The following is a 20855-nucleotide window of genomic DNA, read 5'->3' as shown; positions in this document are numbered from 1 at the left end:
GGCGGGCGCGGCTCCCGTGGACCGTTCGGCCCCGGCCGGCGTACGCCATCGAGCAGTGAGATCCCCCGCGCCCGCTTGCCTCCGGCGCGGCGCAGCAGCCGCTCGGCCACCTCCGCGGTGATCCGCTCGTTCGGGTCCTTCTGCAGCAGCCCGGTGAGCACCGCCTTGAGCGGGCCGGCGTTCTTCGGCGGCGGCATCGGCTCGGTGGCCAGCGCGGCAAGCGTGGCGATCGCGGACGGCCGCGCGTACGGCGACTTGCCCTCGACCGCCGCGTAGAGCGTCGCGCCCAGCGACCACAGGTCGGCCTCCGGCCCGGCGGTGCCCTCCCGGGCCCGCTCCGGCGAGATGTACGCGGGCGAACCGAGCACCATGCCGGTGCGGGTGACGTTCGGGTCGCCGGGGATCGTGGCGAGACCGAAATCGGTCAACACGACCCGGCCGTCGTCGCCCAGCAGCACGTTGCCCGGCTTGACGTCGCGGTGCATGACGCCCGCCTTGTGGGCGGCGTTCAGCGCGCCCAGCACGCCCAGGCCGATCTCGATCGTGCGGGCCACCGACACCGGCCCGTCCTCGGCGAGGGTGTCCTGCAGAGACTTCGACGCCACGTACTCCATGACGATCCACGGGTCGCCATCGGTGCGCAGAACGTCGAAGATGCGCACCACGTTGACGTGGTTGAGCCGGGCGATGGCCCGCGCCTCGCGCAGCGACCGCTCCCGCATCTCGCGGCGTTCCTCGTCGGTGAGGCCGGGCGGCGGCACCAACTCCTTGATGGCGACGTCGCGGTGCAACACCTCGTCGCGCGCCTTCCACACCCGACCCATGCCGCCCTGGCCGAGCGGCGACAGAAGCCGGTATCGGTCAGCGACGAGTTGGGGAAGCGCGTTCGACATCGGTGAGACGGTACCCGGAGCCGCCGACGCTCACACCGCCGGCACGCCACTGTTCGCTGCGGATGACTTCGAGCCGCGTACCCTGGCGGCATGTCTGCCGAAGAGCCGCTGTTCCGGGTCGTTCGCGGCGTGCCCACCGCCGAGGAGTTGGCCGCTCTGGTCGGCGCGGTAATCGCGCGGTCCCGCCCGGCCGCCACCCCCGCGCCGGCTGCCACGTCCGCGTGGGCCCGCAGCGGTCGCCCGGCCCGCCCCGACACCTGGCGTGCCTCCGGCCTTCCTCGTCTTTCTCGCTGACCCGGGTCGCCCCGGTGGGGGCTGCCAGGATGGCGTGCAGCCGTTAACCTCACTCAGGGAAACGGTGCCGTGACGGATAGGGAGGATCGATGATCCCCGAAGAGGACCAGCCGGCGCCCTGGCTGCACAGCTACGGCGGCATCGAGGCCGACATCCGCCAGCTCCGCGAGTTCGCCGACCGGCTCGCCGCCGACGTCGAACGCAACTACGCGCCCCACCTGTCGTACATCGCCGACGACATGTCCGCGAAGGTGCCCAACCCCTGCGACGCGTTCATCGAGCTGGTCACCTTCCTGCATGCCCACCACGAGACGCAGCAGGCCACCGCCGACATGGTGTACGCCGTCCGGGGCGCAACCGGCCACCTCGCCGCCGTCGCCGACCGGGTCGCCACCCAGTACGCCGACAGCGACGCCTTCTCCGCCGCCCGCGCCGTGGACGTCCAGCGGGCCCTCGCCGACCCCGGCACCGTCCTGCCCGGCGGCCGGACGCCGACGCTGCCCGACCCCACCGGCCCCGAGAGCCAGAGGCCGGTGGTCCTGCCATGATCGAACGAGGTGGCGGCCGCACCTCCGGCCAGACCGACTGGCACCTGATGGACGTCAACAGCATGTGGGCGTGCCTCCAGGACCACGACACCACCAACCACTGGAAACAGGTCGCCGGCTGGCGCAAGGTCTGCGACCTCGCCCAGATCCACCTCGGCCGACTCCAGGAGTACCGGCGCGGGCTCGCCGAAGCGTGGCCCCCGGAAACCAGCGCCGCCTCCGGCACGTACCTCGCCCAACTCGACGACCTGATCGCCAAGGTGCGGCACACCCACGACGCCGCCGCCGCCAACTACACCGCGCTGTCCGCCGCCACCCAGGCCATCGGCTCCACCCGCGCCGAGCTCCGCAAGATCCACGAGGAGTACGCGACCAAGCTCCAGCAGAAGCAGGCGTACGACGCTACAGCCGCGGACCCCAAAGCGATCATGGGTAACCGGGTTGTCGAGTCACCGGTGACGGACGGCGAGCTGGAACGGCTGAACGTGCAGGCACGGGCCATGATGTTCAACCTCAGCGGCGAACTCCAACAAGCCCAAGCCACCCTCCGCCAACCACCGGCAAGGCCAGCACCGAGGGTTGACGAACAGGCGGTCGCACCGGCCGGAGACGGAGCTCCAACCATTCCTCCCATAGTGCCGGCGCCTATGGTGACACCAAGAACACCACCGATGATCGATCGAACCGCAACTAGTTCTCGAACTGAGCGAATGCCAACCTCGCCAGGCATTGGGCCCATACTCGGCGGTGCCAGTGGAACTACCACCGCACCAAACCCGGATCTACCGCGAACGCCGCAATTGCCTGCGAACACGACTCCCGCCGGGGTACCACCAGTGCTTGGTCCCGCATCCACCACAACTCCCAGATTGCCGCACTCGGCGCCCAAGGCCCATGGGTCGGCAATCGGTTCGACCCCCGGGGGAGTTGCTAAGGGCAGCACTGGCACCTCATCATCTCGATCAATGCCCCCAGGCGGCTTAATCGGAGGAGCGCCCGGGCTCGGGCTGGGCCAGCCAGGTCCAGGCTCCGCTCCTGTACGCCGAGTCAATCCAGTCGGAGGCGTCATTGGAGGTGGCGGCGCTGGTACGGCTCCGGCAGGAAGCGCAGGCTCTCGACCGGGTGCTCGACGCAGCATGGGTGGCATGAGCGGCATGCCTCCATTCGGTGGTGCCCCCATCAATGGTGGAGGCCCGGGCATGGGCACCGCTCCTACCCGAACAGGGCGCGGGGGTTTTGACGATGACAGTGTCGAGCCACACCGATGGGATCCCGACCAACCCTGGGAGACCGAGCAAGGAGTGGCACCGATCGTTCTTCCGCCTGAGGATGAGGGCCCAATAGATCCGGGTCCCGCTATCGGTTTCTCCCGGTGACCTTCCGACTCGTCGCTACAGTCCTGATGGCCTTGGCACTTCCGGGAACAGCCTCGCCCGTCATAGAGACCAACTCGCGTCCGGATCATCAAGAGCAGTGGCATTTATCCGCACTTAGGGTTTCCGACGCCCATAAGATCAGTCAGGGAGACGGGATAACCGTCGCCGTCCCCGACAGCGGCGTGAGCAACCATCAGGACTTGCAAGGAAACCTGCTTCCGGGAACTGACGTAATTGCTGGAGGCAAGGGCGACGGCCATGACGATCGAGACGGCCATGGAACCGGAATGGCCGGCCTAATCGCCGCCCACGGCACTGGAAATGAGGGCGCCCTCGGCATAGCCCCTAGGGCAAAGATTCTGCCAATATTGTGCTCTCCGGCAGGCCGGGACGGGGACACAGACGCGCTGGCGTTAGCTATTGAGTTTGCGGTCACCCAGGGAGCCGACGTGATCAGCATTTCAATCGTGGGGGGCGCCAGCATTAGGCTCCAACAAGCAATAACATCGGCTTTGATGGCTGACATCGTAGTGATAGCCGCAGCAGGCAATTCCCCCGGAACACAGATGGTAGGTTACCCCGCACGACATCCGGGAGTAATAGCCGTTGGAGGTATCGACCGAAACGGGACCCGTGCTGCGATTTCAGTGACTGGCCCCGAGATTGACGTAGTTGCGCCTGCTGTCGACATCTACAGCACGAGCATTAACGGCAAGTACCGCAAAGGGACAGGCACTTCCGACGCGACGGCGATTGTGGCTGGGGCGGCGGCGTTGATCAGGTCGAAGTACCCCTACCTGCCGGCGCAGGAGGTGGCCCATCGACTGACGGCCACAGCTATCGACAAGGGTCCGCCGGGCCGGGACGACGAGTACGGGTACGGCGTGATCGATCTTGTGGCAGCGCTGACGGCAGACGTACCCCCGCTGGGGTTTGAGTCGGTGAGCGCTCCGGCCGGCGCTGGCCCGACCACGACGGCCGACGCTCGGCCTGGTGGGGGCGATGATGGCGCGACAGCTCGCGGTCTCGCCACTCTCGCCGTGATCGTGGCCGCGGGCGTCGGGTGGGCGCTGGTGGCGCGGCGTCGGCGGCGTGGTGATGATCCGCCGCCCAGAATCAGTCGCTGATCGGCCGGAGCGCGTTGATCGACTCGGGATCCTTGATATCGGGGTGTCCGGGCGGCGGGATACCCCGATATCCATGAAGTCGAGTCGATCATGGAGGGACCGAAGGGTTGATCGACTTTATATCGGCGATGTGGGGCTTTCGTGGCTGGTTGATAGGCCGACATCGGCGATGTGGAGTGGATCAAGAGCGCCAGGCCGCGTGGGCATGAAGCGCGAGGCCGCGTTGGCATGAAGCGCGGGGTCGTGGCGTGAGGGGCACGGCGTTGGGAGCGACGCGGGGGCGGGTGGACCGGTGTGGTGGGTGGTGAGCCGGTAACGTCGGGCTGGTGTCTGATTCTCTGCCGCTCCGCCTCGTGCTCGCCTCGGCCAGCCCTGCCCGTCGTAAGTCTCTCCAGGCTGCTGGCATCGAGCCGGACGTGCTGGTCAGCGGGGTGGACGAGTCCCTGGTGGTGACCGATCGGGCCGAGGACCTGTGTCTGGAGTTGGCTCGGCTCAAGGCGGAGGCAGTGCTGGCCCGACTGAGCCCGGCCGCAACGGCAGCCGAGCCAGCCCGCACCAATGCAGGCACCAGCACGGACGCAGGCACCAGCACCGCAGGCACCAGCCAGCGGACCCTGATCATCGGCTGCGACTCGGTGCTCGAGTTCGACTCGGAGATTCTCGGCAAGCCGGCGGATCCGGCCGACGCCACCCGGCGTTGGCTGCGGATGAGGGGGCGCAGCGGTGTCCTGCACAGTGGGCACTGCCTGATCGACGGCGTCAGTGGGCGGCGCGCGGAGGCGGTTGCCTCGACGACAGTCCATTTTGCGGACATCAGCGACGACGAGATCGCCGCGTACGTCGCCACCGGCGAGCCGCTGGCGGTGGCGGGCGCGTTCACGATCGACGGGTTGGGCGGGCCGTTCGTGGAACGGATCGAGGGCGACCCGGGGACCGTGGTCGGATTGTCGATGCCGCTGCTGCGTCGGCTCCTCGCCGAACTGGGGCTGCAGATCACGGACCTGTGGACAACTGTCGCGCCGGGCGGCCAATCGGTCGAGCCGATCGGTAACGTCCGGTCATGACCACGAAGTCGATCCCGCTCACCGACGAGTTGCACGCCTACCTGGTCGCGCACGGCGCCCCACCGGACGAGATCATCCAGGATCTCGCCGAGGAGACCCGGTCGCTGCTGCCCGAGCACGCCTCCATGCAGGTGGCACCGGAGCAGGCCGCGTTCCTGACGTTCCTGACCCGGCTGCTGGACGTACGGCAGGCCGTCGAGGTTGGCACGTTCACCGGCCTGTCGGCGCTGGCCATCGCAAGGGGGTTGCCCGAGGGCGGACAGCTGACCTGCTTCGACATCTCCGAGGAGTTCACCGGCATCGCCCGGCGGTACTGGGCCCGCGCCGGCGTGCAGGACCGCATCGACCTGCGGATCGGCCCGGCCGGCGAGACGCTGCGGGAGTTGCCGCACGAGCGTCACCTGGACTTCGCGTTCATCGACGCGGACAAGACCGGGTACCCGGTCTACTGGGCCGAGCTGGTGCCCCGGATGCGGCCGGGCGGGGTGATCGCCGTGGACAACGTGCTGCGCGGCGGGCGGGTGCTCGCCCCGCGGGACGCCAACGACCGGGCGATCGCCGCGTTCAACGACGAGGTGCTCGCCGACGTACGGGTCGACCCGGTGATGCTGCCGATCGCGGACGGCCTCACCCTCGCCCGGGTCCGCTGACCGCCGCGCTCTGATCCACTCGGGTTCCTGGAAATCGCGGCATCCTCGGCGGTAGGACACCCCAACTTTCAGGAACCCGAGTCGATCAAGCCGGGCCCGGGGTCAGGCCGGGCCCCGGGGCGAGCGTCAGCGGACGCTGCGGGCGAACTGGCGGGCGGCCCAGAAGACTCCCAGCGCGGCGAGGACCGCCGTGATGGTGAGGCCCTGCCAGACCTTGTCGCTGCCCAGGTCGCCGGCGAAGAGCGCGCGGGTGCCGTCGACCGCCCAGGAGAACGGGTTCCAGTCGGCGATGCCCTGCAACCAGCCCGGTGCGAAGGTCAGCGGGAGCAGGATGCCCGAGAGCAGCAGTACCGGCTGCGCCACGGTGTTCATCAGTGGGGCCAGCGCGTCCTCGCTCTTGACCTTGAGTGCGACGCCGTACGAGACGGCCGAGGTCATGAGCGCGATGAGGGCGAGCATGAGGTACGCCAGCAGCAGGTCACCGATGAACACCCGCAGGTCGAACAGGAGCGCCAGCAGGGTGATGATGACCGCCTGCACGATGAGCGAGACCACGTCGCGCAGCGAGCGGCCGAGCAGCAGGGCGAGCCGGCTGATCGGGGTGACCCGGGACCGTTCGATGACGCCGGCGCGCAGCTCGGCGATCAGGCCGAAGCCCTGGAACAGGCCGCCGAAGATGGCCAGCAGCACCAGCAGACCCGGCACGAAGATCTTGTAGGCGGCGGCCTGGGTGGGCGCGTTCAGGGCCGGCTTGAGCAGCGGGGCGAAGAGCAGCAGGTACATCACCGGCTGGAACACGCCGACGAAGACCCAGACCGGGTTGCGCAGCAGGAGCTGGATCTGCCGCTGGAAGATCAGCCACGTGTCGCGGGCGAATTTCATGAGTCGTCTCTCCGGTGGTCAGGACTCGCGCAGCGAGCGGCCGGTCTTGGTCAGGAAGACGTCGTCCAGGCTGGGCCGGTGCAGCTCGATCGAGCGCAGCTCCAGCCCGGCGTGGTCGAGTCGGCGCAGCACCTGGGGAATGGCGGTGGCGCCCTCGTCGACGTAGAGGCGCAGGCCGCCCTCGTCGGCGGTCTCCAGCTTGTTGACGTACGCCTCGCCGTCGAGCGCCTGGGCGGCCTGCGGGGTGGCGGCCAGGTCGAGACCGACGAGCACGACGTCGCCGGAGATCTCCCGCTTGAGCTCGGCTGGGGTGCCCTCGGCGACGACCTCGCCGTTGTCCATGATCGCGATGCGGTCGCAGAGCGCGTCGGCCTCGTCCAGGTAGTGCGTGGTGATGAAGACCGTCATGCCGTCGTTGCGCAGTCGCCGGATCTCGTCCCACATGTGGGCGCGGCTCTGCGGGTCGAGGCCGGTGGTCGGCTCGTCCAGGAAGACGATCTTCGGCTCGTGGATGATGCCGAGCGCGATCTCGACCCGCCGGCGCTGGCCTCCGGAGTAGGTCTTGCACTTGCGGTCGGCGTACTCGGTGAGCTGGAAGGCGGCCAGCGCGCGGGCGGCGCGCTGCTGCGCGTCGGCCTTGCCGATGCCGTACATCCGGGCGTGCAGGACCAGCTCCTCGCGGGCTGTGGACTCGTCCCACGTGCTGCCGCCCTGCGGGACGTACCCGATCCGGCGGCGGACCTCGGCCGGATCCTTGCGCAGGTCGGCTCCGGCGATGGTGGCCTCGCCGCCGTCGGGCTCGATGAGCGTGGCGAGCATCCGCAGCGTGGTGGTCTTGCCGGCGCCGTTGGGGCCGAGGAAGCCGAAGATCTCACCCTCGGCGACCTGGAGGTTGACGCCCCGCACGGCGTCCACCGTCTTCGTCTCTCGACCCGCGCGGGAGCGGAACGACTTCCGCAGCCCCCTGGTCTCGATCATTTGTGCTCCTGGTCGGTCGGGCCGGTCGCGCCGGCCGTCGAGTGGGACGACGCCGGACGGCGCACTCCCCCGCTGTGCCGACAGCAGGCTAACGCGATATAACTCTTCTAGTCAACGTTGATTATTCCGTGCCGGTCGGAGGCCGCGACTCCTGGCGGTCCTTCCACCCCGACCAACCCTCGGCGTTCTCCAGCTCAGCAGGCAGGTACGACACTCCCGAGTCGATCCGTTCCGCGATCCGGTCGCACCACCCCATCTCCGCCTCCGCCCGCGCCGCCCACAGCTCGAACATCCAACCCACGTGCGCCGGCTTGCGGTTACGCACCCAGTCCGACTCCAGGGAGGCGCGCATCGACTCGACGCCGGCGCGCAGCAGATTGGCCCGGTTGCGCAGGGCCGCGGCGGCCTCGGCGCGCGGCATGGCGGGCAGGAAGGAGAAGGCCACCGCGAAGGGGTCGGACGGCTCCGTGAGGTTCCACCAGGAGTTGCGCAGCAGCGTCTCGAACTCGTCCTCGCCCTTGGGGGTCACCTCGTAGGTGGTCCGGGCCGGACGGGCGCCGACCTGCTCGGTGGCGACGGCACGGAGCAGCCCTTCCTCGGTGAGCTTGCGCAGCGCGTGGTAGATCGAGCCCGGCTGCACGTTCGCCCACTTGTCGGCGCTCCAGCTCAGCAGCTCGCGGCGCACGTCGTAGCCGTGCACGGGCTGCATCCACCGCACCAGACCGAGAATCATCATTCGAGTCGCAGACACCACACAAGCGTAATAGCCAAGTTTGACTAACTTCAGTGCCGCACCCCACACTGAGCGATCGTTAGGGTCGGCACGGGTGGCCGATACACTCCCGGTCAGTAACCTGCCGGGAGGAGCCACGAGGTGCGCAAGGTACTCATCGCCAACCGCGGCGAGATCGCCGTCCGGGTCATCCGCGCCTGCCGTGACGCCGGCCTGGGCAGCGTCGCCGTGTACGCGGACTCCGACCGCGACGCCCTGCACTCCACCCTCGCGGACGAGGCATATGCGCTCGGCGGGGACAGCGCGACCGAGACGTACCTGCGCATCGACAAGCTGCTCGACGTCGCCGCCCGGGCCGGCGCCCACGCCGTACACCCCGGTTATGGGTTCCTGTCCGAGAACGCCGACTTCGCCCAGGCGGTCATCGACGCCGGGCTGACCTGGATCGGCCCCACCCCGCAGGCGATCCGCGACCTGGGCGACAAGGTGACCGCCCGACACATCGCCCAGCGCGCCGGCGCTCCGCTGGTCCCCGGCACCCCGGACCCGGTGGGCAGCCCCGACGAGGTGATGGCGTTCGCCGTCGACCACGGGCTGCCGGTCGCCATCAAGGCCGCGTTCGGCGGTGGTGGGCGCGGCCTCAAGGTCGCCCGGACCATGGAGGAGATCCCCCAGCTCTTCGAGTCGGCCACCCGCGAGGCGGTCGCGGCGTTCGGCCGGGGCGAGTGCTTCGTCGAGCGCTACCTGGACCAGCCCCGGCACGTCGAGGCGCAGGTCCTCGCCGACCAGCACGGCAACGTGATCGTGGTGGGCACCCGGGACTGCTCGTTGCAGCGCCGGCACCAGAAGCTCGTCGAGGAGGCCCCCGCGCCGTTCCTCACCGACGCCCAGCGCGCCCAGATCCACGACAGCGCCAAGGCGATCTGCCGGGAGGCCGGCTACCACGGCGCCGGCACTGTGGAATACCTGGTCGGCAAGGACGGCACGATCTCCTTCCTGGAGGTCAACACCCGGCTCCAGGTCGAGCACCCGGTCACCGAGGAGACCGCCGGCATCGACCTGGTCCGCGAGCAGTTCCGGATCGCCGACGGCGAGAAGCTGCGGATCACCGAGGACCCGACGCCGCGCGGGCACGCCATCGAGTTCCGGATCAACGGCGAGGACCCGGGCCGCAACTTCCTGCCCGCGCCGGGCACCGTCACCACGCTGCGCCTGCCCACCGGCCCGGGCGTCCGGGTGGACACCGGCATCTCGGCCGGCGACGTGATCGGCGGCAACTTCGACTCGCTGCTGGCCAAGGTGATCATCACCGGTGAGACGCGGACCGAGGCGTTGGAACGCGCCCGCCGCGCGCTGGACGAGATGGTCGTCGACGGGATGGCCACCGCGCTGCCGTTCCACCGCCTGGTCGTGCGGGACGAGGCGTTCACCGCCGAACCGTTCACCGTGCACACCCGGTGGATCGAGACCGAGTTCCACAACACCGTGCCGCCGTTCGTCGCCGCCGCCGGCGCCGTCGAGGCGCCGGAAGAACGCGACACCGTCGTGGTCGAGGTCGCCGGCAAGCGCATCGAGGTCAGCCTCCCCGCCGGCTTCGGCGGGAGTACGACCACCGCGGCACCCGCCTCCCGCAAGCCGGCCCGGCGCGGGGGCGGAGCCAAGGCGGGCGCCCCGGTCGGCGGCGACGCGCTCACCTCCCCCATGCAGGGCACCATCGTGAAGATCGCGGTCGCCGAGGGGGACACGGTGGCCGAGGGCGACCTGGTGGTGGTGCTCGAGGCGATGAAGATGGAGCAGCCGCTGCACGCCCACAAGGCGGGTACGGTCAGCGGGCTCACCGCCGAGGTCGGTGCCGTCATCACCGCTGGCGCCGCCATCTGCACCATCGCCTGAGGGGCGAGCGCGAGATCTCTGCTGCGGGTGGAGCAGCCGCGGCCGACCCCGGCGGCGTGGGGTCGGTTACGCGGTCGGCGGCAGCGGCGCGCGCGTTCCGAACGGCGTACCGGTGGAGGGTGACGCCCTCGTCGAAGCGCGCCTGCTCGATCAGGTCCAGCTGCAGCGGCTCGTCGAGGCTGTCGAACAGCGGGCGGCCGGCGCCGAGGATGACCGGGTGCGTGAAGAGCAGCAGCTCGTCGAGGAGCCCGGCCCGCAGCAGCGCCGTGGCCAGTGTGGCGCCGCCGACGCCGATGTCACCGTCGGTCCGTCGCCGCAGCTCCGCGAGCTCGCCGACGGCATCGTCGCCACCGATGATCTCGGTGTTGTGGTCGGCGCTGGTACGCGTGCGGGAGACCAGCACCTTGGGCTTCGAGGTCCAGATCTCGCCGTACTCGCGTAGGTAGCCGGGCAACGACTCGTCGTCGCGCGCCGCCGGCCAGAAGCCCTCCATCGTCTCGTAGATCGTGCGCCCCTGGATCAGGAGCGACAGCGCCCGCGCCCGCGTGTTGAACTCCTGGTGCAGTGGCTCCCCGATGCGCAGCCACTCTCCACCGCCCTGCTCGCCAGGCGCCCGCTCGATCAACAGATCGACGGACACGTTCATCCAGTACACGAATCGCCCCGACATGGGCCCTCCCTCAGTGATAGCGATATGCAACTGCTTCGACCTACCCTAGGATGAAGTGATAGCAGGGTGCAATCACTTGCCGGGGAGGGCGTGATGGATTCGGTGCCACGCTCGGGTTGCCCGATCAATCAGGCGGTGGAGGTTCTGGGCGATCCGTGGGTGATGCTCGTGCTTCGGGACATCATGTTCGGCAACCGGCGGCACTTCCGCGAGCTGCTCGCCGGCAGCGAGGAGGGCATCGCGCCGAACATCCTCAGCAGCCGCCTGCGCCGCCTCGTCGACGCGGGCCTGCTCACCCGCGAGGACGCCCGACGGGGGCAACGGGCGGCCTACTCGCTCACCGAGGCGGGCATTCAGACACTGCCGATCATGGCAGCGCTCGGCTCGTGGGGACTGGCCCACCGCGGTGGGGAACGTCGCCTGCGGGTGCGCGCCGAACTGCTCCGCGACGGCGGCCCCGAACTGCTCACCCGCCTGATGGACGACCTACGCGAGGTCCACCTCGGCGTCCCGCGGCCCGATCCGCACGCCCGGCGAGCGGTCGACGAACTTCGCTCGGCCTACGAGACAGCCACCCGCGACCGATCCGATCCGCCGGAACCGCCCACCTCGTGACGGACCCCACCACCCAACGGCGGCTCCGGCGCACCTGCCGGCCGGTGACCCGCCGCACAGGACCGGGCGGTGGGGGTGGTTTGAGCCACCAGCGGCGGCAGGAGTGGGCGCGAGCAGGAATGATGTTCAGGTGCGCTTCCTTCACGGCGCGGTTCCCGCGCACGACCTGACCTATACCGACGTCTTCATGGCGCCGGCCCGCTCCGACCTCGGCTCCCGGCTGGACGTCGACCTGTCCACCGGTGACGGCACCGGCACCACCATCCCGCTGGTGGTGTCGAACATGACGGCGGTCGCCGGGCGGCGGATGGCCGAGACGGTGGCTCGGCGGGGCGCGATCGCCGTGATCCCGCAGGACATCCCGATCGAGGTCGTCGCGAACGTCGTCGCCTGGGTCAAGCAGCGACACCTGGTCTACGACACACCCATCACCCTGGGCCCCACCGAGACCGTCGGGGACGCCATCCACCTCCTGCCGAAGCGGTCGCACGGCGCGGTGATCGTTGTCGACGAGGCCGGTCGGCCGGTGGGCGTGGTCACCGAGGCGGACACCACGGGCGTGGACCGGTTCGCCCAGCTGCGGCACGTCATGTCCACCGAGCTGCACACCGTCCCGGCGGACGCGGACCCGCGTACCGGCTTCGACCTGCTCTCCGCCGGCCGGCGCCGGCTCGCCCCGGTGGTGGACGCCGACGGTCGGCTGGTCGGCATGCTGACCCGGCAGGGCGCGCTGCGGGCCACCCTCTACACGCCGGCCGTGGACGACCGGGGGCGGCTGCGCATCGCCGCGGCGGTCGGGATCAACGGCGACGTCACCGGCAAGGCCGCCGCACTGCTGGAGGCAGGCGTGGACACGCTTGTCGTGGACACCGCGCACGGCCACCAGGAGCGGATGATCTCGGCGTTGCGGGCGGTCCGCAAGCTGGACCCGGGCGTTCCGGTGGCGGCCGGCAACGTCGTCACCGCCGAGGGGGTACGCGACCTGGTCGAGGCCGGCGCGGACATCATCAAGGTAGGTGTCGGGCCGGGCGCGATGTGCACCACCCGCATGATGACCGGCGTGGGCCGACCGCAGTTCTCCGCCGTGCTGGACTGCTCGACGGCGGCCCGCGAGCTGGGCCGGCACGTCTGGGCCGACGGCGGCGTGCGGCACCCCCGCGACGTGGCGCTCGCGCTCGCCGCCGGCGCGTCGAACGTGATGATCGGCTCCTGGTTCGCCGGCACCTACGAGTCTCCCGGTGACCTCTACACCGAGCCGGACGGTCGGCGGTACAAGGAGAGCTTCGGGATGGCCTCGGCGCGGGCGGTCAGCGCGCGTACCGCCGACGACAGCCCGTACGACCGGGCCCGCAAGGCGGTGTTCGAGGAGGGCATCTCCTCGGCGCGGATGTATCTGGACCCGACCCGGCCCGGCGTCGAGGACCTGATCGACGAGATCATCGCCGGGGTCCGCAGCGCCTTCACCTACGCCGGAGCGCGGGACCTGACGCAGTTCCACGAGCGCGCGATCGTCGGCGTGCAGAGCGCCGCCGGCTTCACCGAGGGGATGCCGCTGCCGACGAGCTGGTAGCAGCGCCGGTCGGTGCGGGCGGCTCGGGGCGGGTGCGGGGCAGCCGGGCGCAGGCCACCAGGCCGATCAGGAGGAAGCCGGCGGCGGCGAAGGCCGCGTACCGGGTCGCGTCGGAGAAGGCGATGCGGGCCTCCTGGGCGATCGGTGCGGTACGCGGGTCTTCCGCCAGGCCCCCGATGGCCGCTCCGGCGCTCTCCTTGACGGCCGTGACCACCTGGTCCCGCTGCCCGGCGTCGAGGCCCGGCTGGTCGACCAACCGGTCGCCGAGGATGCCGCCGAGGCTGGCGAAGAGGACGGTGCCCAGTACGGCGATGCCGAGCGCCGAGCCGACCTGCCGGGCGGTGCTCTGTACGCCGGAGCCCTGCCCGCTGCGCTGCACCGGCACCTCGGAGAGCGACACCCCGGTCAGTTGGGCGGTGGCCATTCCGACGCCGATGCCGTAGACGAAGAGGAAGCCCAACGGAGCCCACCAGCGGGTGTCGGGTGCGACGACGAAGCCCAACCCGGCGACCCCGACCAGTTCGGCGGCGACGCCGAGCTGGACGACCCGGGCGGCGCCGAGGCGTTGGGTCAGCGGGGCGCCGATGCCGCTGGCGAGGAAGCTGCCCACGGCGAGTGGCAGCAACGCCAGACCGGTGTCGAACGCGCTGTAGCCGAGCACGTTCTGGTACCACAGCGGCAGCGCGAAGAGCAGCCCGAATTCGCCGAGGCTGACGATGGCGGCGGCGAGCACGCCGTTGCGGAACGACCCGATCCCGAACAGCGACAGGTCGAGCAGGGCGGGCCGGCCGACGCGGTTGCGGCGGAGCTGGTGACCGAGGAAGACGGCGAGCGCCGCGAGGCCGAGCAGACCGGCCACGGGTACGGGCGAGAGGGTGAAGTTCCAGTCCAGCCCGAAGAGGCTGAACGGCTTCTCCCGCTGCCACCAGCCGTAGGTGCGACCCTCGATGAGGGCGAAGACGACGCCTGTCATGCCGAGCACGGAGAGCAGCGCGCCGATGATGTCGATGCCCCGCTCGGCGCGGTCGTCGCGGGACTCGGCGACCAGCGCGAGGGTCACCGCGACGACTGCCACGCCGACGGGGACGTTGATGCCGAAGGCCCAGCGCCACGAGTACTCGGTGGTCAGCCAGCCGCCCAGCAGCGGGCCGAGGGCCGCCGCACCGCCGATGGTGGAGCCCCAGACGGCGAAGGCGATACCCCGGTCCCGTCCGGTGAAGTTGGCGTTCAACAGCGAGAGCGAGGTGGGCAGCATCATGGCGCCGCCGACGCCCTGGAGCACCCGGGAGGCGATCAGGGTTTCGCCGGAGCCGGCCAGGGCGGCCAGCACGCTGGCTGCCACGAAGACGACCACCCCGGTCACGAACATCCGCCGGCGTCCGGACCGGTCGGCGAAGCGACCGGCCACCAGCAGCAGCGCCGCGAAGACCAGGGTGTACGCCTCCTGGACCCACTGCGCGTCCGTCGAGGTGATGTCGAGGTCCCGGATGATCTGCGGGACGGCGACGTTCACGATCGTGGCATCCACGATGATCATCGCGACGCCCAGGCTGATCGCGAACAGCCCCCACCAGCGTCCGCGCCCGTTCTCGGCCATTGACTCTCTCCTTCTGGTAGCTAGATTTTCTAGCTACCCGGGCTGCTAGCTTTTACCCATGGCGCGGCCCCCGTCAACCCCGACCAGCGAGACGGCTCGTGCGCTGCGGGAGCTGTTGCGCGTGGCCGGCGACACCCGGGGTGCTCTGGCCCGTCGACTGGGGATCGGCACCACCGACGCCGCGGCGATCGACCACCTGATCTCCAGCTCCGAGCCGCTCGGGCCGGTCGAGCTGGGCCACCGGCTCGGCATCCGCTCCGCCTCGGCCACCACTCTGGTGGACCGCCTGGTGCAGGCCGGCCACGTACGCCGCGCCCCGCACCCGCACGACCGGCGTCGCCTCGCGCTGGAAGTGACCGAGCAGGCGTACGACGAGGTCCTGGCGGCACTGCGACCGATGCTCGTCGGCGTGGACCAGGTGGTGAGCCGGTTGACCCCGCAAGAGGCGGCGGCGACCACCGCATTCCTGCGGGCCGTCACCGAGGTCATGCGGGAGTACGTCGCCACCGCCCCTGCCGACCGGCCGGCGGGCAGCCCGCAGAGCTGACCCGAAGGGGCTTTCGACGGTCAGTCGAACAGGCGACGCAGCACCGTACGGGCCGCGTCGTGGGGATCGGTGCCGACCCGGTCCGGCAGGGCACCGGCCAGCCAGAGCGTGGCGAAGCCGTGCGCGATGGACCAGGCGGCGAGCGCATCCCGGTCGGTGTCGGCGGACGCGTCGTCTGAGGACAGTCTCGCCACTCCCGAGCGGAGCGCGGCGCCGGAGCGGCCCCGTGCGGCGATCAGTTCCGCGTCGTCGGCCCGGTACAGCTCGGGCCGGAACATCACCTCGAAGTGCGCGCGGTGCCGGACGGCGAAGTCGACGTACGCGACGCCGGCCGCCAACAGGTCGTCGGCGGTCTCCAGCGCCTCGGCCAGCAGGTTGAAACCCTCGGCGGCCAGCGCGGTGAGCAGGCCGGCCTTGTCGCCGAAGTGGTGTGCCGGCGCGGCGTGCGAGACACCGGCCCGCCGGGCGAGGTCGCGCAGGCTCAGGGCCGTCGGGCTCGCCTCGTCGATCGCCTCGACGGCGGCGGCGAGCAGGGCGCGACGAAGGTCGCCGTGATGGTAGCCGCGCGTCCCGGTCATTCCCGGATCTTATCTTGCCATTGACAAGATGCCACTCCGCACGCAATCTTGTCATCGACAAGATGATGCCGAGGAGGATTTCGATGGCACCCCTGATCGCCCTTGTGGTCGGCACCGCCCTGGCCCGACTGGCCGGCCTGGCCGGCGTCGACGCACTCGACGGCTGGCACCCCGCGCTGCGGGTCGGGCTGGCGCTGCTGTTCCTCGTGACCGGCCTCGCCCACTTCGTCGGCCAGCGCCGGGCCGGACTGATCGCGATGGTCCCGCCCGGCCTGCCCCGGCCGGACCTGCTGGTCACCGTCACCGGCGTACTGGAGCTGGTCGGCGCCGCCGGGCTGCTGATCCCGGCGACGGCCCGGCTGGCCGCGGCCGGGCTCGGCCTGCTCATGCTCGCGATGTTCCCGGCCAACGTCTCGGCCGCACGCCGGAAACTGACCCTCGCCGGGCGCCCGGTCACCCCGCTCGCGCAACGCACCGTCCTGCAACTCGTGTTCGTCGCCACGGCTGCGGCTATTTCGTTTGGCCCCTGACTATCAGGGAGCTAATGTACTCGCGTGGAACTCGTCACCCTCCAGGATGTGCCGCTCGGGCGGCTGCTGGTGGTGGCCGGGCACCTCGTCGGGCAACGGTGGAACCGCTATCTCGCCGAGGAGCACGGCCTCACCCAGGCCGGCATGATCACCCTGATGACGCTCGCCCGACACGGCGAGCTGCCCCACCGCCAGGTCGCCGAGAAGGGGTTCGTCCGCCCGGCGACCCTGACCGGCATCGTCGACACACTCGAACGCGACGGTCTGGTCGAGCGGCAGCGCGACGACAGCGACCGGCGCAGCATCCGACTCGCCATCACCCCCGCCGGGCGGGAGCGGGTGGCGGCGCTCGGCGCCCTCATGCACTCCGGAAGCCCGCTCACCTCGGTCGACGCCGACCCGGCGAAAGCCCAGGTGATCAGGGAGTTCCTGCTCGAGGTCATCGGCAGCGGGGACGACCCGCGGATGACCGGACGACCCACCGACGCGAAGGAACCGTCGTGCTGATCAGACTGCTGCGCGGTCAACTGCGCTCGTACTCCAGACCGCTGCTGGCGGTGGTGCTGCTCCAGTTCGTGGGCACCATGGCCTCGCTCTACCTGCCCAGCCTCAACGCCGACATCATCGACAAGGGCGTGGCCCGGGGCGACACCGACTACATCGTGCACACCGGCGGCTGGATGCTGCTGGTCAGCCTGGTCCAGATCGTCTGCTCGATCGCCGCCGTCTACCTCGGCGCCCGGACCGCGATGGGCTTCGGGCGGGACGTTCGCGCCCGACTGTTCGCGCACGTCAATCTCTTCTCCGCCCGTGAGGTGGCCCGGTTCGGCGCACCGTCGCTGATCACCCGCAACACCAACGACGTGCAACAGGTGCAGATGCTCGTGCTGATGAGCTGCACCATGCTGGTCGCCGCTCCGATCATGAGCGTCGGCGGCGTCTTCATGGCGCTGCGCGAGGACATCGGGCTCTCCTGGCTGATGCTGGTCAGCGTGCCGGTGCTGGCCGTCGCGCTGAGTGCCATCATCCGGCGGATGGTGCCGGGCTTCCGGCTCATGCAGACCCGGATCGACACGGTCAACCGGGTGCTGCGCGAGCAGATCACCGGCATCCGGGTGGTGCGCGCCTTCGTCCGCGAGCCGTACGAGACGGACCGCTTCGGTGTCGCCAACGCCGACCTGACCGCCACCGCCCTGCGTACCGGACGGCTGTTGGCGTTGATCTTCCCGGTGGTCATGCTGGTGCTGAACGTGTCCAGCGTGGCGGTGCTCTGGTTCGGCGCGCAGCGGGTCGACTCGGGCGCGATCGAGATCGGCGCGCTCACCGCGTTCCTGCAGTACCTGATGCAGATCCTGATGGCCGTGATGATGGCCACCTTCATGCTGATGATGGTGCCCCGGGCCGCGGTCTGCGCCGAGCGGATCGTCGAGGTGCTGGACACCGACTCCTCGGTGGTCCCCGCCGCCGCGCCGGTCACCGAGCTGCCCAGCCGGGCCGAGCTGGAGCTGCGCGGGGTGCGCTTCCAGTACCCGGGCGCGGTCGAGCCGGTGCTGCGCGACATCTCCTTCAAGGCCACCGCGGGCACCACCACCGCGATCATCGGCAGCACCGGCGCGGGCAAGACGACACTGCTGTCGCTCGTACCCCGCCTGGTCGACGTCACCGGCGGCGCGGTACTGGTCGACGGGGTGGACGTCCGCGAGCTGGAACCGGACGAGCTGTGGCGACGCATCGGCCTGGTGCCGCAGCGGCCGTACCTGTTCACCGGCACGGTCGCCAGCAACCTGCGCTACGGCAACCCGGACGCCACCGACGAGGAACTGTGGGCGGCGCTGGAGATCGCGCAGGCCCGCGACTTCGTGGCCCAGATGCCCGGAGGCCTGGACGCGCCGATCGCCCAGGGCGGCAGCACCGTCTCGGGTGGGCAGCGGCAACGCCTCGCCATCGCCCGTGCCCTGGTCCGGCAGCCGGAGATCTACCTCTTCGACGACTCGTTCTCGGCGCTCGACCTCGGCACCGACGCGCGGCTGCGGGCGGCACTGCGCCCGGTCACCGCACAGTCGGCGGTGGTGATCGTGGCCCAGCGGGTGTCCACGATCGTCGACGCCGACCAGATCATCGTGCTCGAGAACGGAGGGGTCGTCGGAGTGGGACGACACGCGGAGTTGTTGGAGACCTGCCCGACGTACGCCGAGATCGTGGCTTCCCAGCAGACGGCGGAGGTGGCGGCATGAGCGAGGCCGACGAGTCGCGGACCGCGACCGTACCCAGTCAGAAGCCGGGCGGTGACACGCAGCAACCCGGCGGCGGCGCGGCGACGCCGAAGCGGCTGCCGGCCGGACGGCCGGGCGGCGGCCCGCCCTGGATGAGCGCGGGGATGCCCGCCGAGAAGTCGATGAACTTCGGGCCGTCGGCCCGACGGCTGCTCGGTCGGCTGCGCCCGCACCGGCTGCACCTGACCGCGATCATCACCCTCGCCGTGGTGAGCGTCGGGTTCAGCGTGGCCGGGCCGAAGATCCTCGGCCACGCCACCGACCTGATCTTCAGTGGGGTGATCGGTCGGCGGTTGGAGGCGGGCACGACCACCGAACAGGCCGTCGCGGCGGCGCGGGCCAGCGGTAACGACAGCTTCGCCGACATGCTGGCCCGGATGGACGTGGTGCCCGGGGTGGGCATCGACTTCGACGCCCTGGGCCGGGTGCTGCTGCTGGTGCTCGGCCTCTACCTGGCGGCGAGCGTGCTGTCGTGGTGGCAGGGCTGGCTGCTCAACGGGGTGGTCCAGCGCACCGTCCTGCGGCTGCGCGCCGAGGTGGAGGAGAAGCTCAACCGGCTGCCTTTGCCCTACTTCGACCGCCAGCCCCGTGGTGAGCTGCTCAGCCGGGTGACCAACGACATCGACAACATCTCGACGAGCCTCCAGCAGACCTTGAGCCAGCTGCTCACCTCGCTGCTGACCGTCATCGGCGTGCTGGCCGTGATGTTCTGGATCTCCCCGCTGCTGGCCCTGGTGGCTCTGGTGGCCGTCCCGCTGTCGGTGCTGGTCACCCAGCGCATCGCCAAGCGCTCGCAGCAGCAGTTCATCGCCCAGTGGAAGCACACCGGCGAGCTGAACGGCCAGATCGAAGAGGCGTACACCGGTCACGAGCTGGTGAAGGTCTTCGGCCGGCAGCGTGAGGTGGAGGCCGAGTTCCACGCGAAGAACGAGGAGCTGTTCCGGGCCAGCTTCGGCGCCCAGTTCATCTCCGGGATCATCATGCCGTCGATGATGTTCATCGGGAACCTGAGCTACGTGGCCATCGCCGTGGTCGGCGGACTGCGGGTGGCCTCGGGGACGATGAGCCTCGGCGACGTACAGGCGTTCATCCAGTACTCCCGCCAGTTCACCCAACCGCTGACCCAGCTCGCCTCGATGGCGAACCTGCTCCAGTCCGGGGTGGCGTCGGCCGAGCGGGTCTTCGCGGTGCTCGACGCCGACGAGCAGACCCCCGACCCGATCGCGCCGGCCCGGGTCACCGACCCGCACGGTCGGGTCGAGTTCGAGCACGTCTCGTTCCGCTACGAACCGGACAAGCCGCTGATCGACGACCTGTCGCTGGTCGCCGAGCCCGGGCACACAGTGGCCATCGTCGGCCCGACGGGGGCCGGCAAGACCACCCTGGTCAACCTGGTGATGCGGTTCTACGAGCTGGACGCCGGCCGGATCACCCTCGACGGGGTGGACATCACCACGATGCGCCGCGACGACCTGCGCGGACGGATCGGCATGGTGCTCCAGGACACCTGGCTCTTCGGCGGCACCATCCGCGACAACATCGCGTACGGCCGGCCGGACGCGACCGAGGAGGAGATCGTCGCCGCGGCCCGCGCCACCTTCGTGGACCGGTTCGTGCGCAGCCTCCCGGACGGCTACGACACGGTCATCGACGAGGAGGGCAGCAACGTCAGCGCCGGCGAGAAGCAGCTCATCACCATCGCCCGGGCGTTCCTCGCCGAACCGTCCCTGCTGATCCTGGACGAGGCGACCAGCTCGGTGGACACCCGTACCGAGGTGCTGCTCCAACGGGCGATGGCGGCGCTGCGCTCGGACCGGACCAGCTTCGTCATCGCGCACCGGCTCTCCACCATCCGCGACGCCGACCTGATCCTGATGATGGAGAACGGCCGGATCGTCGAGCAGGGCACCCACGAGCAGTTGCTCGCCGCCCACGGCGCGTACCACCGGCTCTACCGCTCGCAGTTCACCGGGGCCGTGGTCGACGAGGAACCAGCCGCGCCCGCCGGGGCCCAGCCGGCGCCGGTCTGAGGCGGAC

20 protein-coding genes are annotated in these 20855 nt (G+C 70.4%); 13 read left to right on the top strand and 7 right to left on the bottom strand.

The genetic code is table 11. The annotated features are described in order from the left end of the window. On the bottom strand, positions 1 to 893 hold an 893-nt coding region (locus B0E54_RS21070; protein ID WP_234587405.1), incomplete at its 3' end, for a serine/threonine-protein kinase. 90 nt (positions 894 to 983) lie between these two features. Between B0E54_RS21070 and B0E54_RS21065 the strand changes: the two genes are divergently transcribed. The 5 genes from B0E54_RS21065 to B0E54_RS21040 all read left to right on the top strand — a co-directional run bounded on the left by B0E54_RS21065 (position 984) and on the right by B0E54_RS21040 (position 5952). Then, positions 984 to 1187, top strand: a complete 204-nt coding sequence (locus B0E54_RS21065; protein ID WP_234587403.1) for an acyl-CoA carboxylase subunit epsilon — start codon at positions 984 to 986, stop codon at positions 1185 to 1187. An 89-nt stretch (positions 1188 to 1276) separates the two neighbouring features. After that, positions 1277 to 1735 (top strand): hypothetical protein, encoded by a 459-nt coding sequence (locus B0E54_RS21060; protein ID WP_234587401.1) that lies wholly within the window; start codon positions 1277 to 1279, stop codon positions 1733 to 1735. A 1402-nt stretch (positions 1736 to 3137) separates the two neighbouring features. Then, positions 3138 to 4238, top strand: coding sequence for a type VII secretion-associated serine protease mycosin (gene mycP / locus B0E54_RS21050; RefSeq protein ID WP_234587413.1), 1101 nt, complete (start codon positions 3138 to 3140; stop codon positions 4236 to 4238). 326 nt (positions 4239 to 4564) lie between these two features. After that, on the top strand, positions 4565 to 5302 hold the full coding sequence (locus tag B0E54_RS21045) for a nucleoside triphosphate pyrophosphatase (RefSeq protein ID WP_234587397.1): 738 nt from the start codon (positions 4565 to 4567) through the stop codon (positions 5300 to 5302). Next, the gene (locus B0E54_RS21040) at positions 5299 to 5952 is read left to right on the top strand and encodes an O-methyltransferase (RefSeq protein WP_234587394.1); all 654 of its coding nucleotides are present in this window, start codon (positions 5299 to 5301) and stop codon (positions 5950 to 5952) included. Before B0E54_RS21045 ends, B0E54_RS21040 begins: the two co-directional genes overlap by 4 nt. A 126-nt stretch (positions 5953 to 6078) precedes the next feature. On the opposite strand, the gene B0E54_RS21035 is transcribed toward B0E54_RS21040, so the two are convergent. From B0E54_RS21035 to B0E54_RS21025, 3 genes are all read right to left on the bottom strand, one after another. Continuing rightward, on the bottom strand, positions 6079 to 6834 hold the full coding sequence (locus tag B0E54_RS21035; RefSeq protein ID WP_007455563.1) for an ABC transporter permease: 756 nt from the start codon (positions 6832 to 6834) through the stop codon (positions 6079 to 6081). Positions 6835 to 6852: 18 nt separating this feature from the next. Beyond that, complete coding sequence (locus B0E54_RS21030; RefSeq protein WP_234587392.1) at positions 6853 to 7812, bottom strand: ATP-binding cassette domain-containing protein; 960 nt, start codon at positions 7810 to 7812, stop codon at positions 6853 to 6855. Positions 7813 to 7933: 121 nt separating this feature from the next. Further along, positions 7934 to 8548, bottom strand: coding sequence for a PadR family transcriptional regulator (locus tag B0E54_RS21025; protein ID WP_234587411.1), 615 nt, complete (start codon positions 8546 to 8548; stop codon positions 7934 to 7936). Positions 8549 to 8686: 138 nt separating this feature from the next. On the opposite strand from B0E54_RS21025, the gene B0E54_RS21020 reads away from it, so the two are divergent. After that, complete coding sequence (locus B0E54_RS21020) at positions 8687 to 10438, top strand: biotin carboxylase N-terminal domain-containing protein (protein WP_234587389.1); 1752 nt, start codon at positions 8687 to 8689, stop codon at positions 10436 to 10438. Here the strand turns inward: B0E54_RS21020 and B0E54_RS21015 are convergent. Then, positions 10404 to 11108, bottom strand: a complete 705-nt coding sequence (locus tag B0E54_RS21015; RefSeq protein WP_234587386.1) for a dihydrofolate reductase family protein — start codon at positions 11106 to 11108, stop codon at positions 10404 to 10406. The two genes, B0E54_RS21020 and B0E54_RS21015, sit on opposite strands and share 35 nt — an antisense overlap. 93 nt (positions 11109 to 11201) lie before the next feature. On the opposite strand from B0E54_RS21015, the gene B0E54_RS21010 reads away from it, so the two are divergent. Both B0E54_RS21010 and B0E54_RS21005 read left to right on the top strand, forming a co-directional pair. Beyond that, positions 11202 to 11723, top strand: coding sequence for a helix-turn-helix domain-containing protein (locus B0E54_RS21010; RefSeq protein WP_234587384.1), 522 nt, complete (start codon positions 11202 to 11204; stop codon positions 11721 to 11723). Between the two features lie 130 nt (positions 11724 to 11853). Next, positions 11854 to 13293 carry a GuaB1 family IMP dehydrogenase-related protein gene (locus tag B0E54_RS21005; RefSeq protein WP_234587382.1) on the top strand — a complete coding sequence of 480 codons (1440 nt, stop codon included), beginning with the start codon at positions 11854 to 11856 and terminating at the stop codon, positions 13291 to 13293. Here B0E54_RS21005 and B0E54_RS21000 read toward each other — a convergent pair. After that, positions 13259 to 14890: an MFS transporter gene (locus B0E54_RS21000; protein ID WP_234587380.1), complete on the bottom strand. Its 1632-nt coding sequence runs from the start codon at positions 14888 to 14890 to the stop codon at positions 13259 to 13261. The genes B0E54_RS21005 and B0E54_RS21000 overlap by 35 nt on opposite strands. Positions 14891 to 14948: 58 nt before the next feature. Here B0E54_RS21000 and B0E54_RS20995 point away from each other — a divergent pair, with 58 nt between their 5' ends. Next, positions 14949 to 15437 carry a MarR family winged helix-turn-helix transcriptional regulator gene (locus B0E54_RS20995; protein WP_234587378.1) on the top strand — a complete coding sequence of 163 codons (489 nt, stop codon included), beginning with the start codon at positions 14949 to 14951 and terminating at the stop codon, positions 15435 to 15437. A 20-nt stretch (positions 15438 to 15457) separates the two neighbouring features. On the opposite strand, the gene B0E54_RS20990 is transcribed toward B0E54_RS20995, so the two are convergent. After that, the gene (locus tag B0E54_RS20990; RefSeq protein ID WP_234587376.1) at positions 15458 to 16015 is read right to left on the bottom strand and encodes a TetR/AcrR family transcriptional regulator; all 558 of its coding nucleotides are present in this window, start codon (positions 16013 to 16015) and stop codon (positions 15458 to 15460) included. Positions 16016 to 16098: 83 nt separating this feature from the next. On the opposite strand from B0E54_RS20990, the gene B0E54_RS20985 reads away from it, so the two are divergent. Genes B0E54_RS20985 through B0E54_RS20970 form a run of 4 tightly spaced genes read left to right on the top strand, consistent with a single transcriptional unit; the run spans position 16099 to position 20848 of the window. Then, positions 16099 to 16545 (top strand): DoxX family membrane protein, encoded by a 447-nt coding sequence (locus tag B0E54_RS20985; RefSeq protein WP_234587373.1) that lies wholly within the window; start codon positions 16099 to 16101, stop codon positions 16543 to 16545. A gap of 24 nt (positions 16546 to 16569) precedes the next feature. Further along, a complete protein-coding gene (locus B0E54_RS20980; RefSeq protein ID WP_234587371.1) occupies positions 16570 to 17052 on the top strand; it encodes a MarR family transcriptional regulator in 483 nt (160 codons plus the stop codon). Then, a complete protein-coding gene (locus B0E54_RS20975; protein ID WP_234587369.1) occupies positions 17046 to 18779 on the top strand; it encodes an ABC transporter ATP-binding protein in 1734 nt (577 codons plus the stop codon). Before B0E54_RS20980 ends, B0E54_RS20975 begins: the two co-directional genes overlap by 7 nt. Continuing rightward, positions 18776 to 20848: an ABC transporter ATP-binding protein gene (locus B0E54_RS20970; RefSeq protein ID WP_374109297.1), complete on the top strand. Its 2073-nt coding sequence runs from the start codon at positions 18776 to 18778 to the stop codon at positions 20846 to 20848. The genes B0E54_RS20975 and B0E54_RS20970 overlap by 4 nt, the downstream gene beginning before the upstream one ends. Positions 20849 to 20855: the final 7 nt, after the last annotated feature.

It is taken from the genome of Micromonospora sp. MH99 (genome assembly GCF_021442385.1).
GTDB lineage: Bacteria > Actinomycetota > Actinomycetes > Mycobacteriales > Micromonosporaceae > Micromonospora.
The sequence above is the reverse complement of the archived record's forward strand: the minus strand, read 5'-3'. Positions and strand labels throughout refer to the sequence as shown.

Bases quoted from the DNA above. Each gene is read 5' to 3' on its own strand.
- B0E54_RS21065 (WP_234587403.1), top strand. From the start codon at position 984: ATGTCTGCCGAAGAGCCGCTGTTCCGGGTCGTTCGCGGCGTGCCCACC.
- B0E54_RS21060 (WP_234587401.1), top strand. From the start codon at position 1,277: ATGATCCCCGAAGAGGACCAGCCGGCGCCCTGGCTGCACAGCTACGGC.
- mycP (WP_234587413.1), top strand. From the start codon at position 3,138: ATGGCCTTGGCACTTCCGGGAACAGCCTCGCCCGTCATAGAGACCAAC.
- B0E54_RS21040 (WP_234587394.1), top strand. From the start codon at position 5,299: ATGACCACGAAGTCGATCCCGCTCACCGACGAGTTGCACGCCTACCTG.
- B0E54_RS21035 (WP_007455563.1), bottom strand. From the start codon at position 6,834: ATGAAATTCGCCCGCGACACGTGGCTGATCTTCCAGCGGCAGATCCAG.
- B0E54_RS21030 (WP_234587392.1), bottom strand. From the start codon at position 7,812: ATGATCGAGACCAGGGGGCTGCGGAAGTCGTTCCGCTCCCGCGCGGGT.
- B0E54_RS21025 (WP_234587411.1), bottom strand. From the start codon at position 8,548: ATGATGATTCTCGGTCTGGTGCGGTGGATGCAGCCCGTGCACGGCTAC.
- B0E54_RS21015 (WP_234587386.1), bottom strand. From the start codon at position 11,108: ATGTCGGGGCGATTCGTGTACTGGATGAACGTGTCCGTCGATCTGTTG.
- B0E54_RS21010 (WP_234587384.1), top strand. From the start codon at position 11,202: ATGGATTCGGTGCCACGCTCGGGTTGCCCGATCAATCAGGCGGTGGAG.
- B0E54_RS21000 (WP_234587380.1), bottom strand. From the start codon at position 14,890: ATGGCCGAGAACGGGCGCGGACGCTGGTGGGGGCTGTTCGCGATCAGC.
- B0E54_RS20995 (WP_234587378.1), top strand. From the start codon at position 14,949: ATGGCGCGGCCCCCGTCAACCCCGACCAGCGAGACGGCTCGTGCGCTG.
- B0E54_RS20990 (WP_234587376.1), bottom strand. From the start codon at position 16,015: ATGACCGGGACGCGCGGCTACCATCACGGCGACCTTCGTCGCGCCCTG.
- B0E54_RS20985 (WP_234587373.1), top strand. From the start codon at position 16,099: ATGGCACCCCTGATCGCCCTTGTGGTCGGCACCGCCCTGGCCCGACTG.
- B0E54_RS20970 (WP_374109297.1), top strand. From the start codon at position 18,776: ATGAGCGAGGCCGACGAGTCGCGGACCGCGACCGTACCCAGTCAGAAG.